16 protein-coding genes are annotated in these 15,081 nt (G+C 60.4%); 10 read left to right on the top strand and 6 right to left on the bottom strand.

The genetic code is table 11. The annotated features are described in order from the left end of the window. Nucleotides 1–46 precede the first annotated feature (46 nt). Nucleotides 47–1,096 (top strand): FAD:protein FMN transferase, encoded by a 1,050-nt coding sequence (locus tag ACKJSM_RS26120; protein ID WP_410239267.1) that lies wholly within the window; start codon nucleotides 47–49, stop codon nucleotides 1,094–1,096. 197 nt (nucleotides 1,097–1,293) lie between these two features. Next, nucleotides 1,294–2,688, top strand: coding sequence for a Si-specific NAD(P)(+) transhydrogenase (gene sthA / locus ACKJSM_RS26115; protein ID WP_007953019.1), 1,395 nt, complete (start codon nucleotides 1,294–1,296; stop codon nucleotides 2,686–2,688). 42 nt (nucleotides 2,689–2,730) lie between these two features. Here sthA and ACKJSM_RS26110 read toward each other — a convergent pair whose 3' ends face one another. Then, nucleotides 2,731–3,453: a glycerophosphodiester phosphodiesterase gene (locus ACKJSM_RS26110; protein ID WP_064381085.1), complete on the bottom strand. Its 723-nt coding sequence runs from the start codon at nucleotides 3,451–3,453 to the stop codon at nucleotides 2,731–2,733. A 13-nt stretch (nucleotides 3,454–3,466) separates the two neighbouring features. Continuing rightward, the gene (locus ACKJSM_RS26105) at nucleotides 3,467–4,048 is read right to left on the bottom strand and encodes a PilZ domain-containing protein (RefSeq protein ID WP_236181569.1); all 582 of its coding nucleotides are present in this window, start codon (nucleotides 4,046–4,048) and stop codon (nucleotides 3,467–3,469) included. Nucleotides 4,049–4,142: 94 nt separating this feature from the next. Between ACKJSM_RS26105 and ACKJSM_RS26100 the strand changes: the two genes are divergently transcribed. From ACKJSM_RS26100 to ACKJSM_RS26090, 3 genes are all read left to right on the top strand, one after another. After that, nucleotides 4,143–5,393: a lipoprotein-releasing ABC transporter permease subunit gene (locus ACKJSM_RS26100; RefSeq protein WP_011335182.1), complete on the top strand. Its 1,251-nt coding sequence runs from the start codon at nucleotides 4,143–4,145 to the stop codon at nucleotides 5,391–5,393. A gap of 7 nt (nucleotides 5,394–5,400) precedes the next feature. Then, nucleotides 5,401–6,084 (top strand): lipoprotein-releasing ABC transporter ATP-binding protein LolD, encoded by a 684-nt coding sequence (lolD, locus tag ACKJSM_RS26095; RefSeq protein WP_178081301.1) that lies wholly within the window; start codon nucleotides 5,401–5,403, stop codon nucleotides 6,082–6,084. 63 nt (nucleotides 6,085–6,147) lie between these two features. Then, on the top strand, nucleotides 6,148–7,392 hold the full coding sequence (locus ACKJSM_RS26090) for a lipoprotein-releasing ABC transporter permease subunit (RefSeq protein ID WP_410239266.1): 1,245 nt from the start codon (nucleotides 6,148–6,150) through the stop codon (nucleotides 7,390–7,392). A gap of 30 nt (nucleotides 7,393–7,422) precedes the next feature. On the opposite strand, the gene ACKJSM_RS26085 is transcribed toward ACKJSM_RS26090, so the two are convergent. Both ACKJSM_RS26085 and ACKJSM_RS26080 read right to left on the bottom strand, forming a co-directional pair. Next, entirely contained in the window at nucleotides 7,423–8,763 is a 1,341-nt protein-coding gene (locus ACKJSM_RS26085) for a heavy metal sensor histidine kinase (protein ID WP_410239265.1), read from the bottom strand. Beyond that, complete coding sequence (locus ACKJSM_RS26080; RefSeq protein ID WP_236181566.1) at nucleotides 8,763–9,443, bottom strand: heavy metal response regulator transcription factor; 681 nt, start codon at nucleotides 9,441–9,443, stop codon at nucleotides 8,763–8,765. Before ACKJSM_RS26080 ends, ACKJSM_RS26085 begins: the two co-directional genes overlap by 1 nt. 154 nt (nucleotides 9,444–9,597) lie before the next feature. Here ACKJSM_RS26080 and ACKJSM_RS26075 point away from each other — a divergent pair, with 154 nt between their 5' ends. Both ACKJSM_RS26075 and queF read left to right on the top strand, forming a co-directional pair. Continuing rightward, entirely contained in the window at nucleotides 9,598–10,131 is a 534-nt protein-coding gene (locus ACKJSM_RS26075) for a cupredoxin family protein (RefSeq protein ID WP_339486824.1), read from the top strand. A 61-nt stretch (nucleotides 10,132–10,192) separates the two neighbouring features. Then, nucleotides 10,193–11,023 (top strand): NADPH-dependent 7-cyano-7-deazaguanine reductase QueF, encoded by an 831-nt coding sequence (gene queF / locus ACKJSM_RS26070; protein WP_410239264.1) that lies wholly within the window; start codon nucleotides 10,193–10,195, stop codon nucleotides 11,021–11,023. 64 nt (nucleotides 11,024–11,087) lie between these two features. On the opposite strand, the gene ACKJSM_RS26065 is transcribed toward queF, so the two are convergent. Further along, entirely contained in the window at nucleotides 11,088–11,351 is a 264-nt protein-coding gene (locus tag ACKJSM_RS26065) for a DUF4404 family protein (protein ID WP_179694268.1), read from the bottom strand. 108 nt (nucleotides 11,352–11,459) lie between these two features. Next, nucleotides 11,460–12,080, bottom strand: a complete 621-nt coding sequence (locus ACKJSM_RS26060; protein ID WP_410239263.1) for an HAD family phosphatase — start codon at nucleotides 12,078–12,080, stop codon at nucleotides 11,460–11,462. A 185-nt stretch (nucleotides 12,081–12,265) separates the two neighbouring features. Between ACKJSM_RS26060 and ACKJSM_RS26055 the strand changes: the two genes are divergently transcribed. The 3 genes from ACKJSM_RS26055 (at nucleotide 12,266) to rssC (ending at nucleotide 14,941) form a co-directional block, all read left to right on the top strand. Beyond that, nucleotides 12,266–12,955, top strand: coding sequence for a VacJ family lipoprotein (locus ACKJSM_RS26055; RefSeq protein WP_236181562.1), 690 nt, complete (start codon nucleotides 12,266–12,268; stop codon nucleotides 12,953–12,955). A gap of 322 nt (nucleotides 12,956–13,277) precedes the next feature. Next, a complete protein-coding gene (rssB, locus tag ACKJSM_RS26050) occupies nucleotides 13,278–14,459 on the top strand; it encodes a two-component system response regulator RssB (RefSeq protein ID WP_041475374.1) in 1,182 nt (393 codons plus the stop codon). Beyond that, the gene (rssC, locus tag ACKJSM_RS26045; protein WP_003226553.1) at nucleotides 14,459–14,941 is read left to right on the top strand and encodes an anti-sigma factor antagonist RssC; all 483 of its coding nucleotides are present in this window, start codon (nucleotides 14,459–14,461) and stop codon (nucleotides 14,939–14,941) included. Before rssB ends, rssC begins: the two co-directional genes overlap by 1 nt. Nucleotides 14,942–15,081: the final 140 nt, after the last annotated feature.

Raw genomic sequence — 15,081 nt, 5'->3', positions numbered from 1 at the left:
TACTCGCTCTAAATCTTGTAAGAAAGCGTTGCGCTCGTAGCCCATAATGGCCGGCGCGGTTTTGCGGGGAGATGAAGAATTGTTAACTGGACGGTGGGGAGTTCTCGTGTTGCTGATCGGGTTTTTGTCCGGCTGCGGCAACGGCGATTCCCTCGAGACTTTCGGTGGCCCGACGATGGGCAGCACCTATTCGATCAAGTACGTGCGCCACGCCAATCTGCCTGCCCCGCAGGAGGTGCGTGTCGAAGTGGAAAAAATCCTCGCGGACGTCGACCGGCAGATGTCGACTTACCGCGCAGACTCTGACATCTCGCGCTTCAATGCCTTGCCGGCTGATCGCTGTCAGGTCATGTCCGCGCCGATCCTTGAATTGATCCGCGTCGGTGAGCAGCTGTCGCAACAAAGCGAAGGTTCCTACGACCTCACGGTGGAACCGCTGATGAATCTGTGGGGCTTCGGCCCGCAGGGGCGTGAAGAAACAATCCCGGATGCCGCGGCGCTGGTCGAGGTGCGCCGGCGAGTCGGCCATCAACATCTGCGCATCGACGGCGACCGGTTGTGCAAGGATGCGGCGGTCGAGGTGGATTTCAACAGCGTCGCCGCCGGTTACGCGATCGACACCATTGCTGCGCGGCTCAAGGCCCTTGGTATCCATGACTATCTCGCGCAAGCCACCGGCGAACTCAAGGCGTCCGGCAAGAAACCCGACGGTTCGCCATGGCGTATCGCTCTGGAAGAGCCGCGCGACGATCAACAGATGGCCGAGCGCATCATCAAAGTCGATGGCTACGGTCTCTCCACCTCGGGCGACTACCGCAACTATTTTCAACAGGATGGTCGGCGCTATTCCCACACCTTCGATGCCAGGACCGGTGCACCGGTCCTGCACAATCTGGCGTCGGTCACGGTGATTCATCCTTCAGCGCTGATGGCCGATGGACTATCGACGCTGTTGCTGATTCTCGGGCCCGAAAGGGCTTGGGACTATGCCGAAAAACACGACATTGGTGCATTCTTTGTGATTCGTGCCGATACAGGTTTCGTCACACGCACCAGCCACGCTTTCGAACGGCTCAGTGGCGCAAAAGTTGACTGAGAACTGTACGAAAGCTGGCGTTGTAGTGCAGGCAAAAGTAGCCTACGACGCGACCAAGGGTTAATGTGCGCGGCGTTGACGCTTCTATAGACTGTGTCCGGGTTTTCTACTGGCCCCCAATTGTTCCTTCGCGCCGTCGTTCGGCGTGATTTAGCCGCCGGTGCTGCTGGCACCGCGGCCTGTTCTGAGGAGTACGCATGGCTGTCTACAACTACGACGTGGTGGTGCTGGGTTCCGGCCCGGCGGGAGAAGGCGCGGCAATGAACGCCGCCAAAGCAGGGCGCAAGGTGGCGATGGTCGACAGCCGTCGCCAGGTCGGCGGCAACTGCACCCACCTGGGCACCATCCCGTCCAAGGCCCTGCGTCACTCGGTGCGGCAGATCATGCAGTTCAACACCAACCCGATGTTCCGTGCGATCGGCGAACCGCGCTGGTTCTCCTTCCCGGACGTGTTGAAAAGCGCCGAGAAAGTCATCTCCAAACAAGTCGCTTCGCGTACCGGCTACTACGCCCGTAACCGCGTCGACGTGTTCTTCGGCACCGGCAGCTTCGCCGACGAGCAAACCATCGAAGTGGTCTGCGCCAACGGCGTGGTCGAGAAACTGGTGGCCAAGCACATCATCATCGCCACCGGTTCGCGTCCTTATCGCCCGGCGGACATCGATTTCCACCACCCGCGTATCTACGATAGCGACACTATCCTCAGCCTCGGCCACACCCCGCGCAAACTGATCGTTTACGGCGCCGGCGTGATCGGCTGTGAATACGCTTCGATCTTCAGCGGTCTGGGCGTGCTGGTCGAGCTGGTGGACAACCGCGGTCAGTTGCTGAGCTTCCTCGACTCGGAAATCTCCCAGGCGTTGAGCTACCACTTCAGCAACAACAACATCACGGTGCGTCACAACGAAGAGTATGACCGTGTCGAAGGCGTGGACAACGGCGTGATCCTGCACCTGAAGTCCGGCAAGAAGATCAAGGCCGACGCCCTACTCTGGTGCAATGGCCGTACCGGTAACACCGATCAGTTGGGTCTGGAAAACATCGGGGTCAAGGTCAACAGCCGTGGCCAGATCGAAGTCGACGAGAACTATCGCACCTGCGTGCAGAACATCTATGGCGCCGGTGACGTGATCGGCTGGCCGAGCCTGGCCAGTGCCGCCCACGACCAGGGCCGTTCGGCCGCCGGCAGCATCGTCGACAATGGCAGCTGGCGTTTCGTGAATGACGTGCCGACCGGTATCTACACCATTCCGGAGATCAGCTCGATCGGCAAGAACGAGCAGGAACTGACCCAGGCCAAAGTGCCGTACGAAGTGGGCAAGGCGTTCTTCAAGAGCATGGCGCGGGCGCAGATCGCCGGCGAGCCGCAAGGCATGCTGAAGATCCTGTTCCACCGTGAAACCCTGGAAGTGCTGGGCGTTCACTGCTTCGGTTATCAGGCGTCGGAGATCGTGCACATCGGTCAGGCGATCATGAACCAGCCGGGCGAACTCAACACCCTGAAGTACTTCGTCAACACGACGTTCAACTACCCGACCATGGCCGAAGCCTATCGGGTAGCGGCGTACGACGGCCTCAACCGGCTTTTTTGACGGGCTCCGGCCGGTGGCCTGAGCCGGCCGGGGAGACCGATTTCAGCCATTCCCGAGGGTGGCAGTGGCCAAACCGGGAAAGTCTGTAATCAGGCTGTCAACGCCGAAGTCGGCGAGTCTGCGCATCAGCGCAGGCTCGTTGACGGTCCACACCGACACATGCAGCCCCTGACGCTGTGCCTTTTGCAGGCGTTCCGGCGTACACAGCGTCCAGTTCAACGCCAGAATCTCGCAACCGTAGCTTTGTGCGACCTTCAACGGGTCGAGCCAGGCGTATTCGGCCACCAGGCCACGTGACACGTCGGGCACCAGATCCAGCGCAGCCTTCAATACTTCCCGCGAACTCGAGGTGATTGTCACCTTGTCGAGCAGTCCGTGTCTGACCGCCATTTCACGGATGGCCAGTACGGTGGTCGCGGCGCGGGTGCGCGAAGCGCTTTTGACTTCCAGCTGCCAGTGCTCGAAATCACACTTTTCGAACAGCTCTTCCAGCGTTGGAATCGGGCATGGTTTGATCCAGCCCGGACCGCCCTTGCGCGCGTCGTAGGTCACCAGCTCGGCGGCGGTGTGCTCGACCACCTTGCCGCGCCGGTCGGTGGTGCGCTTGAGGGTTGGGTCGTGGATGACCATCAACTCGCCGTCCTTGGACAGGTGCAGATCCAGTTCGCAGCGGCGCACGCCGTGCTTGAGACATTCCTGAAAACTGCTCAGGGTGTTTTCCGGTGCTTCGCCCTTGGCGCCGCGGTGGCCGTAGATGAGGGTCACGGTTCTTCCTTAATTAAATGCCTGTTTCGTTCTGTTCGCGGGCCAGACGTCGTTCCTGGGCCTGCTTCTGCAAGATATAGCGGGCAAGCAGTTGGCGCTGGGCGTCGGTCAGGTGTTCGAACTCGGTGCCGACGTCGTAGCCGTCGCCCTTGCGGTCGCAATGGGTGACGCGGGCGCGCAGCAACAGGCCGAGGGCCTGGGGCATCAGCACCAGTTTCACCGACAGGTGGGCGCCGGTAGCGATCGGGGTCGAGTGCTGAAAGTCGATGCCGCCCTCGGAGATGATCACCGGTTGCGGCTCGCCGATATGGCCGAGCACGGTCAGGGCGACCACCTGGCTGAGCAGGTCGATGCGTTTGTTCTGGGATTTCAGGAACGCCGCGATGGCACGGTCGCGTTCGCTGATCTGGCGCAGCAGGTGCTGCGACTCGAATTCGCTCAGGTGCAATTCGCTGAGCAGGTTGAACAGTGGAGAAGCATCCTGCAACACTTCCTGGCCTGCGGCTTCGGGAGCGGACAGGGGCCGAATTTCCAGTGCGATCGTGTCCTCGATACGGTAGTATTCGCGGCGATCTTCTTCATCTAATGTCGACATGGCGAACCCATGGTAGCGGCGGTGGTCTGAGTGTAAAGCTGGTTATCGACCCCCGCCACAAGGACGTTCCTTTTCCCTCCGAACAAGCCCCGACATGTTCAGACCTCTTTTCGTATTTATCGGCACGCGTTATACCCGTGCAAAGCGTCGCAATCATTTTGTGTCATTCATTTCCCTGACTTCGATGATCGGGCTCGCCCTTGGCGTGGTCGTGATGATCGTGGTGCTGTCGGTGATGAACGGTTTCGATCATGAGATGCGCACCCGCGTGCTGGGCATGGTGCCCCACGCGACCATCGAGTCCGGTGAGGCCATCAACGACTGGCCGAGCCTGGCTGCCAAGGTCAAGCAGAACCCGCAGGTGGCGGCCGTTGCGCCGTTCACCCAGATGCAGGGGTTGCTGACCAATAACGGCCAGGTGTCCAAGGTGTTGCTCAATGCCATCGACCCGGCGCTGGAGCGCAACGTCTCGATCATCGACAACTTCATGAAGCAGGGCAAACTCGACGATTTGACCCCGGGCAGCTTCGGCATCGTGATTGGCGACAAGGCCGCGACCAAGCTCGGTGTGGGCATCGGTGACAAGATCACGTTCGTCGCGCCGGAGGTCAGCGTGACCCCGGCCGGAATGTTCCCGCGCATGAAGCGCTTCACCGTGGTCGGCATCTTCCATGTCGGTGCCGGCGAACTGGACGGTTACCTGGGCGTCACCAACCTGCAGGATCTGGCGAAGATGCACCGCTGGAAGCCTGACCAGGTGCAGGGCCTGCGCCTGAAGTTCGACGATCTGTTCCAGGCGCCGCGTGAAGCGTGGAACATCGCGCAGCGCCTCGGCGAAGACCGTTACTACGCCCGCGACTGGACCCGTACCCACGGCAACCTGTATCAGGCGATCCGCATGGAAAAAGCCATGATCGGCCTGCTGTTGCTGCTGATCGTCGCTGTTGCGGCTTTCAACATCATTTCCACGCTGGTGATGGTGGTGAATGACAAGAAGGGCGATATCGCCATTCTGCGCACCCTGGGCGCTACGCCGGGCACGATCATGCGCACGTTCATGGTCCAGGGCACGGTGATCGGCGTGGTCGGCACGGCCATCGGCGCGGTGGTCGGGATCTTCGCCGCGCTTAACGTCAGCGCCGCGATTTCGGCCCTCGAAGGCGTGATCGGACACAAATTCCTCAACGCCGACGTGTATTTCATCGATTACCTGCCGTCGCAGGTGCAGAGCCAGGACGTGGTCATGGTCTGCGCCGCTGCGTTGGTCCTGAGTTTCCTCGCCACCCTGTATCCAGCCTGGCGTGCCGCGCGCACCCAGCCGGCGGAGGCGCTACGTTATGAGTGAGTCGGGCATGAGTGAAAAAGCAATCTTGAGCTGCCGCAACCTGGGCAAATCCTACGAGGAAGGCCCGGAGTCGGTGGAAGTGCTGGCCAACCTGCAACTGGAGTTGCATCCAGGCGAGCGAGTGGCAATCGTCGGAAAGTCTGGTTCGGGCAAAAGTACCTTGCTCAACCTGCTGGGCGGTCTCGACACGCCGACCAAGGGCGGTGTCTGGCTCGACGGTGAAGAACTCTCGGCGCTGAGCGAGAAGAAGCGTGGCCTGCTGCGTAACCGTGCCCTCGGGTTCGTGTACCAGTTCCACCACTTGCTGCCGGAATTCACCGCGCTGGAAAACGTCTGCATGCCGCTGCTGATCGGCAAGACCGCAATCCCGGAAGCGCGTCAGCGTGCCACGGCGTTGCTGGAGCGTGTTGGTCTGGGTCATCGCCTGGAGCACAAACCGGCAGAGCTGTCCGGCGGTGAACGCCAACGTGTGGCCATCGCCCGGGCGCTGGTCAACAATCCAGGCCTGGTGATGCTCGACGAGCCGACCGGCAACCTCGACTCCCACACCGCCGAAGGCATTCAGGATCTGATGCTGGAGCTCAGCACGTCGATGCGCACGGCGTTTCTGGTGGTGACTCACGACATGAACCTGGCTCGCCAGATGGACCGCGTCCTGCACCTCAATGAAGGCTGCCTGACGCCAATCTGACGCGTTGAAACCCGATGCCTGAAAAGGCGTCGGGTCTTTTATTTTTATACGGTGCCCCAGCGAATGTTCAGACCGTTATCGATCTTTATCGGCACGCGCTATACCCGCGCCAAGCGCCGCAATCGCTTTGTTTCGTTCATTTCGATGACCTCGATGATCGGCCTTGCCCTCGGCGTGCTGGCGATGATCGTGGTCCTGTCGGTGATGAACGGCTTCCAGCGCGAAATGAGCTCGCGCATCCTCGGCATGGTTCCTCACGCAACCATCGTCGGCGTCAAGCCGATCGATGACTGGCAGCCGGTGGCCGCCGCCGCGATGAAGAATCCGGAAGTCACGGCCGCCGTGCCGTTCACCGAGATGGAAGGCATGTTGTCCTACAAGGGCATGATGCAGCCAATCCAGATCAGCGGCGTCGATCCGGCCCAGGAAGGCAAGGTGTCGATCGTTGCCCAGCATATTGTTCAGGGCCGTCTCGACGCCTTGAAACCGGGTGAGTTTGGTGTGGTGCTGGGTGAAATCACCGCCCGGCGTTTCCGCCTCAATGTCGGCGACAAGATCACCCTGATCGTGCCGGAAATCAGCACCGCACCGGGCGGCATCACCCCACGCATGCAGCGCTTGAACGTGGTCGGCGTGTTCAAGGTCGGTGCCGAGCTTGACGGTTCCATGGGCCTGATCCACGTTTCCGACGCCGCGACCATGCAGCACTGGGAGCCGAATCAGGTGCAGAGCGTGCGTCTGGCGGTGAAGGATCTGTACGCCGCGCCGAAGGTTTCGTCGGACATTGCCACTGGCCTCGGCGCCGATTTCAAGGCTGACGACTGGACCCACACCCAGGGCAGTCTGTTCAGCGCGATGAAGATGGAGAAAACCATGATCGGCCTGTTGCTGTTGATGATCGTCGCGGTGGCGGCGTTCAACATCATCGCGACCCTGATCATGGTGGTGAACGACAAGGGCGCGGACATTGCGATCCTGCGCACCATCGGCGCCACGCCACGGCAGATCATGGCGATCTTCATGGTGCAGGGCACGGTGATCGGCATCGTCGGCACCATCATCGGTGGCGTGCTGGGCGTGATTGCCGCGCTGAACGTCAGTGAAATGGTGGGTTGGGTCGAGCGAGTGACCGGGCAACACATCTTCAGTTCGGACGTGTATTTCGTCAGCAACCTGCCATCGCAATTGCAGGGCGGCGACGTGCTGCTGATCTGCTCGGCGGGCTTCATCCTCAGCTTCCTGGCCACCGTTTACCCGGCCTGGCGGGCGGCGAAGATCGAACCGGCGCACGCGTTGCGTTATTCGTAAGTTCCCCCATTGAGGCCGGCATTGCCGGCCTCAATCGTTTTTCGGCAACTCAATCACAAACCGCGTCCAGCCCTGATCCGATTCGCAATGAATCTGCCCGCCATGGGCCCGAATGATCGACTGAGTAATCGCCAGCCCTAACCCCGCATGCTCGCTGCTGCCTTCCTGGCGCGCCGGATCCGCCCGGTAGAAACGGTCGAACAGGCGCGGCAACAATTTCGCAGAAATCCCTTCGCCACTGTTCTCCACGGTCACCCTCAAGGATTTCGCCTGCCCGGCCAACCGTATGCGCACTTCGCCGTTAGCAGGAGTAAAGCGCAAGGCGTTATCCAGCAGATTCGACAGCGCCCGGCGCAACATCGCGCGATCACCCTCGAACTGCCCCGCACCGTCACGGCTCAGTCTGACCTCAGCGTCTTCGGCCAGCGGCGCAAAAAACTCCAGCAATGCATCGGCTTCTTCCGCCAGCTCCAGCGGTTCACGCTTGGGCACCAGCAAGCCGTGGTCAGCCTTGGCCAGATAAAGCATGTCGTTCACCAACTGCGCCATCCATTGCAGTTCTTCAAGGTTGCTGTGCAGTGCCTCGCGGTAGTCTTCAAGGGGGCGAGGGCGGGTCAGGGTGACCTGGGTGTGAGTCAGCAGGTTCGACAGCGGCGTGCGCAGCTCATGGGCGATGTCGGCAGAGAACGCTGACAGCCGCTGAAAAGAATCGTCGAGGCGTCCGAGCATGGCGTTGAAGCTGTGGGCCAATTCCGAGAGTTCTGCAGGCATCCGCGCTTCCGGCAGTCGGGCATTCAGCGATTGCGCCGAAATCCCCCGGGCGACCGCACTCATACGGCGTAACGGGCGAAGACCACTGCGAGCGGCCCAGGCACCGAGCAACGCGGTGGCCAGCGCCGAAAGGCCGACGGTCAGCCAGATCAGATGTTGCATGCGTTGCAGGAAGTGCTGGTGGTGGGTGATGTCCAGCAGCAAGGTCAATTGCGGGGAATCGGGTTTTCCCGGTTCAAGCGCGGCATTGAGCAGGCGATAGTCGGTGCCGTTGTCGTTGATCGTGGCCAGACCGGGCTGTTGCGGCAGATTCGCCGGGGTGTGCAATGAACGCCCGAACCAGCGCTGGCCCTCAGGGCCGCTGATGCGCAACGTGACATCGCCCTGTTGGCTCAATTCATCGGTGATGTGGGCGGCGTCGCTGCCACTGCGCAGTGTCTGACGCACGCTGAGCAGTTTTCCTTCGAGCAGTTGCTGGTCGAGTTCAATGAAGTGGCCCTCGCTGGCCCGATTGAACACCACCCCAGCTACCAGCGAAACCGCGGCGGTGCAGCCGGCGAACAACAGCGCGAGCCGGCCGCTCAAGGACAGTCGGCGCATCAGTCGGCACGCTCTTCAAGGACGTAACCCATGCCGCGCACGGTGTGGATCAGCTTGTTGGGGAAGTCATCATCAATCTTCAGGCGCAGTCGGCGAATCGCCACTTCGATGACGTTGGTGTCACTGTCGAAGTTCATGTCCCAGACCTGCGAGGCGATCAGCGATTTGGGCAGCACTTCGCCCTGGCGGCGCAGGAGCATTTCCAGCAGGGCGAACTCCTTGGCGGTGAGGTCGATGCGTTGGCCATTGCGTTCGACCCGGCGGCGGATCAAGTCCAGGCTCAGGTCGGCCAGGCGCAGGCTGGTTTCCTGGGGCGCGGAACTGCCGCGGCGCAACAGGCTGCGCACCCGTGCGAGCAACTCGGAAAAGGCGAACGGTTTGACCAGATAGTCGTCGGCGCCCAGTTCCAGGCCGTGAACCCGATCTTCAACGGTGTCCTTGGCGGTCAAAAACAGAATCGGTGTTTCCAGGCCGGCGCTGCGCACTGCTTGCAGGATTTGCCAGCCATTGCGACCGGGCAGCATCACGTCGAGGATCAGCAACGCATAGTCGCCGCTCAACGCCAATTGCTGGCCGGTGGTGCCGTCGGCCACCAGTTCGGTGTTGAAGCCGGCCTCGGTCAGGCCCTGGCGCAGGTACTGGCCGGTTTTGGGTTGGTCTTCGACAATCAGCAGTTTCATGGGCGGCTCGGGTAGCGGGAACGAGGACGTTATACCGTGGGCGAACGCGACGAGCGCCCACCTGACAAAGTTGTAATGTGCCTGTCAGGTCGCTGCCAGCGCAGGCGGGCTAGAGTTTCCCACAGGCTGAACCTTATCTTGTTGGAGTACGACTATGTTTTTGCGCAATCCTCTGGCCGTCGCCGCCTGTTTGCTGGCGTTGAGTTCACCTGTCCGGGCGGCGCCTGCGCACACGTATGACTTCGGCCAGCCGGCCCCGGCGGCCCAGGCCACTCGCAGCATCGAAGTGGTGATGGGCGACATGAGCTTCGATCCGAAGACGATCGAGATCAAGACCGGTGAGACCGTTCGTTTTGTGCTGGTAAATAAAGGCCAGTTGCTGCACGAATTCAACCTGGGCGCCGCAACGATGCATGCACAACACCAGCAGGAAATGTTGCAGATGCAGCAAAGCGGTATGCTGACGCCGACTGGCATGAAGGCAATGTCCCACGACATGGCGGGCATGGATCATGCCTCGATGGGGCATGGCATGAAGCATGACGACCCCAACAGCGTGCTGGTGGAGCCGGGCAAGACCGCCGAGCTGACCTGGACCTTCAGCAAAGCGGTGAACCTGGAGTTTGCCTGCAACATTCCCGGGCATTACCAGGCGGGAATGGTCGGCAAACTGACTGTCAGTCAGTAAGCACTCAAAGGCGGGAGCAAAGGCTGGTAGAATCCGCTGATTCTTCAGTCAGGTTTCCGCCATGCATCCCGCAGCCGAACATTCGCCGCTGGGCAAATCCAGCGAATACATCGCCACGTACACGCCGTCCCTGCTGTTCCCGATCCCGCGCACCGCGAAATGGGCCGAGCTGGGCCTCACCGCCGAAACCCTGCCGTATAAAGGCGTGGATTTCTGGAACTGCTTCGAACTGTCGTGGCTGCTGCCGTCGGGCAAACCGGTGGTGGCGATCGGTGAATTCTGCATTCCGGCGGATTCGCCGAACATCATCGAATCCAAGTCGTTCAAGCTGTACCTGAACTCGCTGAATCAGACCCCGTTCGCCGATATCGCGAGCCTGGAAGCGACGCTGGTGAAGGACTTGTCCGCTGCTGCCGGCAAACCGGTGGGCGTGCGCGTCCGCAGCCTGAAAGACGTCGAAGCCGAAGGCGTTGTGGCGCTGCCGGGCGTATGCATCGACGATCTGGATATCAGCGTCAGCAACTATGAACATCCACGTCCTGAACTGCTGCGTTGCGACGATTCACGCGTGGTGGAAGAGAGCGTGCACAGTCATCTGCTCAAATCCAACTGCCCGGTGACCAGCCAGCCGGACTGGGGCAGCGTGGTGGTGGAGTACCGTGGCGCGGCGCTGGATCACGCCAGCCTGCTGGAATACATCGTCAGCTTCCGTCAGCACTCGGATTTCCACGAACAGTGCGTGGAGCGGATCTTCCTGGATCTGCAGCGCCTGCTGAAGCCGGAAAAACTCACGGTGTTTGCGCGTTATGTGCGCCGGGGCGGGCTGGACATCAACCCGTACCGCAGCACTGAAAGTGTGCAACTGCCGAACCACCGTCTGGTTCGTCAGTAACCCGCATCACGGACATGAAAAAGCCCTGCCAGTGATGGCAGGGCTTTTTTGCATTCGCGGGTTTTCAGATGCCCATGCTGACCAGGGAATTCATGATGTTGCGCAATGTGCCGGCGATGGCGGGGTGTTCGAGTTCGAAGCGATCAACCGCCAGATTCACTCCATCGGCAATGCTGGAGTCCTGGGTCTTCGTTTCCAGTTCAAGTTCCAGTTCGATCTGTTCCATCAGTGCATGTAGATCAGCGCGCTCGGCTTCGGTCAGCGGGGGATTTTGATCCAGTTGCTCGCGCAGGGCGTTGAGCTGTTTTTGCAGTTCTTGAGCGGGCATGGTTGTTTCCTTTTATCGAGAGGCACTGGCATAGACCGCAGCCGTGCGCCAAAGGTCTATGGCTCTCCTTAAGACTAATCCACTCTTGGCCAACCTGCATGATCCCGGTCAGGGCTTTTCGCCTTTGAGACGACGCAGGCTGATGTCCGCGAGACACGTGTCGAGTTCGCCCAGATGATCGATCACCGAGTGCACGCCCAGTCCGAACAGTTGCACCGTCGCCTTGCCGCGCAGCTGTTCGCGCTCCTTCTGGCCAAGGGTCTGCCATTCGCTCGGCGCCAGGCCGCACAGCGAGCCGCAGGACGCCAGGCCAATGGTCCACAGCCCGGCATTCAGGCCCGATTGCAGCAGGCGCGGTTCGCCACTGACCAGTACGCAACCGTCGAGGCGATGGACATTCAATGCCATCAACGCTTGCCAGCAGGCGTGTGGCGCCGGCCAGGGATTGATTGTTGCTGAATGTTGCGACGGTTTGATCCAGTCTGGCAGCGCCGATGCCAGTACCTGAGTGCTCGCGGTTGACAACTCATCCAGCCAGGCGCAGGGAATTTGCTGGCGCTGCAGGCTGCGCAGGCTGTCGAGTGCGCCGGGTGTGACATCGGCGTATTCCGGGCCGATGCTGGACTGATGGCGGGCGCGCGCGCCGAAGTCCACCAGACAGCCGCTGAGTCCGAACAGCACGGCGGTCAGCGTCGGCGCCGCGAGGGGCAAGGCTTCGGCTTGAGGCATGGAAAACATCCCTGAAATAGCGATCAGGCTAAGCGTTACCGGTGACAGTTACGTGACAGGCGAATGACGAAGCGTCCTACAGAGGGTTTCACCGGGGAACTGCCTAAAGCGCCGTTTCCGTCTTATACTGACGCACTAATCGCCGCAGCCCAGGTGCTGCGTCTGTACTATCCAAGGAGCTTTCTATGCGCTGGAGCCATCCTCTTGCTCAGCTTTGTGTATGTGCCAGCGTGATGCTGGTGCCGTTCGCCGCTCAGGCCGCAACGGAAGAAGACCCTTGGGAAAGCGTCAACCGTCCGATTTTCCAGTTCAACGATTTCGTTGATACCTATGCGCTGAAGCCTTTGGCGCAGGGCTACGAATTTGTTACTCCGCAATTCCTGGAAGACGGCATCCACAACATGTTCCGCAACGTCGGTGATGTCACCAACCTGGCGAACAACATTCTTCAGGCCAAACCGGCCGCCGCTGGCGTCGACACCGCTCGCCTGATCTTCAACACCACCTTCGGCCTGCTCGGTTTCTTCGACGTCGGAACCAAGATGGGCCTGACCCGCAGCGACGAAGACTTCGGCCAGACCCTCGGCTACTGGGGCGTCGGCAGCGGTCCTTACGTGATGCTGCCGCTGATGGGCCCGAGCACGCTGCGCGATGCGCCGTCCAAGTACGTCGACAGCTTCACCGGCCCGTATCGCTACATCAACGATGTGCCGGTGCGTAACTCGATTTTCGGCCTGAACATCGTCGACACCCGCGCCAGCCTGCTGTCGAGCGAGAAGCTGATCAGCGGCGACAAGTACACCTTCATCCGCAACGCCTACCTGCAGAACCGCGAGTTCAAGGTCAAGGACGGGCAGGTCGAAGACGATTTCTGATCGCGACTGATCGGCAGAAAAGGGCGACCGCGAGGTCGCCTTTTTTATGGACGCGACCAATGATTGGGTTACGGTCGAAGCCGTTCTTATAACTGCGAGTGATTTGACAAACAAAGTCTCCAAGCGAGCATCGGCGCATGCTTGAAACGCTCGAAGGATGGGAGTACCGTCTGCGCCTTAGAAGGGCACCTCTGGTGCAACCGTGTGCGGGGCAAATGCTCCGAAGCGGTGCAGCAGAGAGGCTAGAAAGCGAATCCAGTAGTCTGCGCCGGGCCGTTGCCCCGCCTGCTACGCCAACCTAATTCTGGCGCCGTTTGCCCACATGCCAAAAACCAGTGCCACGCTGCTGATAATCGATGATGACGAAGTAGTGCGCGCGAGCCTCGCGGCCTATTTGGAAGACAGTGGTTTCAGCGTCTTGCAGGCCAGTAACGGTCAGCAGGGTCTTCAGGTATTCGAGCAAGACACGCCCGACTTGGTCATCTGCGATCTGCGCATGCCGCAGATGGGCGGTCTCGAACTCATCCGTCAGGTCACTGAGCGGTCGCCGCAGACACCGGTGATCGTGGTCTCGGGCGCCGGCGTGATGAACGACGCAGTCGAGGCCCTGCGCCTGGGTGCGGCGGATTACCTGATCAAGCCTCTCGAAGACCTGGCCGTGCTCGAGCACTCCGTGCGCCGGGCCCTGGATCGTGCGCGCCTGCTGCTGGAAAACCAGCGCTACCGCGAGAAACTGGAAAAGGCCAACCGCGAACTCGAAGCCAGTCTGAACCTGCTCCAGGAAGACCAGAATGCCGGTCGCCAGGTGCAGATGAACATGCTGCCGGAAAGTCCGTGGGCCATCGACGAATTCAGGTTCGCGCACCAGATCATCCCGTCGCTGTACCTGTCGGGTGATTTTGTCGACTACTTCCGGGTCGACGAGCGCCGGGTGGCGTTCTACCTGGCGGACGTTTCCGGTCATGGCGCCTCTTCGGCGTTCGTCACCGTACTGTTGAAGTTCATGACCACGCGCTTGCTGTTCGAATCCAAGCGCAATGGCACGCTGCCGGAATTCAAGCCTTCGGAAGTTCTCGGTCATATCAACCGCGGGCTGATCAGTTGTAAGCTGGGTAAACACGTCACAATGGTCGGTGGAGTCATCGACGAGGAGACCGGTTTGTTGACCTATAGCATCGGCGGCCATCTGCCGTTGCCTGTGTTGTACACGCCTGACAGTGTTCGCTACCTCGAGGGGCGCGGTCTGCCGGTGGGGCTTTTCAACGAAGCCACCTACGAAGACCACGTGCTCGAGCTGCCACCGACGTTCAGCCTGACGCTGATGTCTGATGGCATTCTGGATCTTTTGCCAGAGCCCACACTCAAAGAGAAAGAAGCCGCTTTACCGCAAAAGGTGAAGTCGGCGGGCGGCAGCCTGGATGGTCTGCGGCAGGTTTTTGGATTGGCCACGCTAGGGGAGATGCCGGATGATATCGCCCTGTTGGTGTTGAGCAGGAATCTTTGATGAGTACTGGTAGAATCCAGTTCGCCGAGCAGGACGGCACCTTCGTCCTGAAGTTCGTCGGTGAAGTTCGCCTGACCCTGTGTTCGGCGTTGGATGCGACTATTGAAAAAATCTTCACCGCGCTGAATTTCAACGCGATCGTGATCGATTTGACCGAAACCCGCAGCATCGACAGCACCACGCTGGGCCTGCTGGCCAAGCTGTCGATCCTGTCGCGGCAGAAGGTCGGCCTGCTGCCGACCGTGGTCACCACCCACGAGGACATTACCCGTCTGTTGCAGTCGATGGGTTTTGAGCAGGTGTTCAATATCGTCAACCATCCCGTGCCGTGCCCGGAATGCCTCGATGACCTGCCGGATCAGGATCAATCCGAAGAGGTGGTGCGGATCAAAGTGCTCGAAGCGCACAAGATCCTCATGGGCCTGAATGACTCCAACCGCGAAGCCTTCCATGACCTGGTGAATGCCCTCGAGCGGCATTGATCGATCAATCCGCCAGGCACAAAAAAGGGCGAACCTGTGAGGGTTCGCCCTTTTTGCGTTTGTTGTCCCGTCCTGAATAAGGTTTACACCTTCTGATCTATTTTCAGGAGGACGTAATGGAAACGGCTAAAAGGCGTAGT

The sequence above is a fragment of the Pseudomonas sp. PHC1 genome (genome assembly GCF_046487845.1).
GTDB classification, from domain to species: Bacteria; Pseudomonadota; Gammaproteobacteria; order Pseudomonadales; family Pseudomonadaceae; genus Aquipseudomonas; species Aquipseudomonas sputi.
This window is presented reverse-complemented; position numbering and strand designations above follow the sequence as displayed.

What these genes read in the sequence shown, in the direction of transcription:
- rssB (WP_041475374.1), top strand. Translation starts at nt 13,278, where the DNA reads ATGCCAAAAACCAGTGCCACGCTGCTGATAATCGATGATGACGAAGTA.
- lolD (WP_178081301.1), top strand. Translation starts at nt 5,401, where the DNA reads ATGAGTGAAAAAGCAATCTTGAGCTGCCGCAACCTGGGCAAATCCTAC.
- ACKJSM_RS26085 (WP_410239265.1), bottom strand. Translation starts at nt 8,763, where the DNA reads ATGCGCCGACTGTCCTTGAGCGGCCGGCTCGCGCTGTTGTTCGCCGGC.
- ACKJSM_RS26080 (WP_236181566.1), bottom strand. Translation starts at nt 9,443, where the DNA reads ATGAAACTGCTGATTGTCGAAGACCAACCCAAAACCGGCCAGTACCTG.
- ACKJSM_RS26075 (WP_339486824.1), top strand. Translation starts at nt 9,598, where the DNA reads ATGTTTTTGCGCAATCCTCTGGCCGTCGCCGCCTGTTTGCTGGCGTTG.
- rssC (WP_003226553.1), top strand. Translation starts at nt 14,459, where the DNA reads ATGAGTACTGGTAGAATCCAGTTCGCCGAGCAGGACGGCACCTTCGTC.
- ACKJSM_RS26055 (WP_236181562.1), top strand. Translation starts at nt 12,266, where the DNA reads ATGCGCTGGAGCCATCCTCTTGCTCAGCTTTGTGTATGTGCCAGCGTG.
- ACKJSM_RS26120 (WP_410239267.1), top strand. Translation starts at nt 47, where the DNA reads ATGGCCGGCGCGGTTTTGCGGGGAGATGAAGAATTGTTAACTGGACGG.
- ACKJSM_RS26105 (WP_236181569.1), bottom strand. Translation starts at nt 4,048, where the DNA reads ATGTCGACATTAGATGAAGAAGATCGCCGCGAATACTACCGTATCGAG.
- ACKJSM_RS26090 (WP_410239266.1), top strand. Translation starts at nt 6,148, where the DNA reads ATGTTCAGACCGTTATCGATCTTTATCGGCACGCGCTATACCCGCGCC.
- ACKJSM_RS26065 (WP_179694268.1), bottom strand. Translation starts at nt 11,351, where the DNA reads ATGCCCGCTCAAGAACTGCAAAAACAGCTCAACGCCCTGCGCGAGCAA.
- ACKJSM_RS26060 (WP_410239263.1), bottom strand. Translation starts at nt 12,080, where the DNA reads ATGCCTCAAGCCGAAGCCTTGCCCCTCGCGGCGCCGACGCTGACCGCC.
- ACKJSM_RS26100 (WP_011335182.1), top strand. Translation starts at nt 4,143, where the DNA reads ATGTTCAGACCTCTTTTCGTATTTATCGGCACGCGTTATACCCGTGCA.
- sthA (WP_007953019.1), top strand. Translation starts at nt 1,294, where the DNA reads ATGGCTGTCTACAACTACGACGTGGTGGTGCTGGGTTCCGGCCCGGCG.
- queF (WP_410239264.1), top strand. Translation starts at nt 10,193, where the DNA reads ATGCATCCCGCAGCCGAACATTCGCCGCTGGGCAAATCCAGCGAATAC.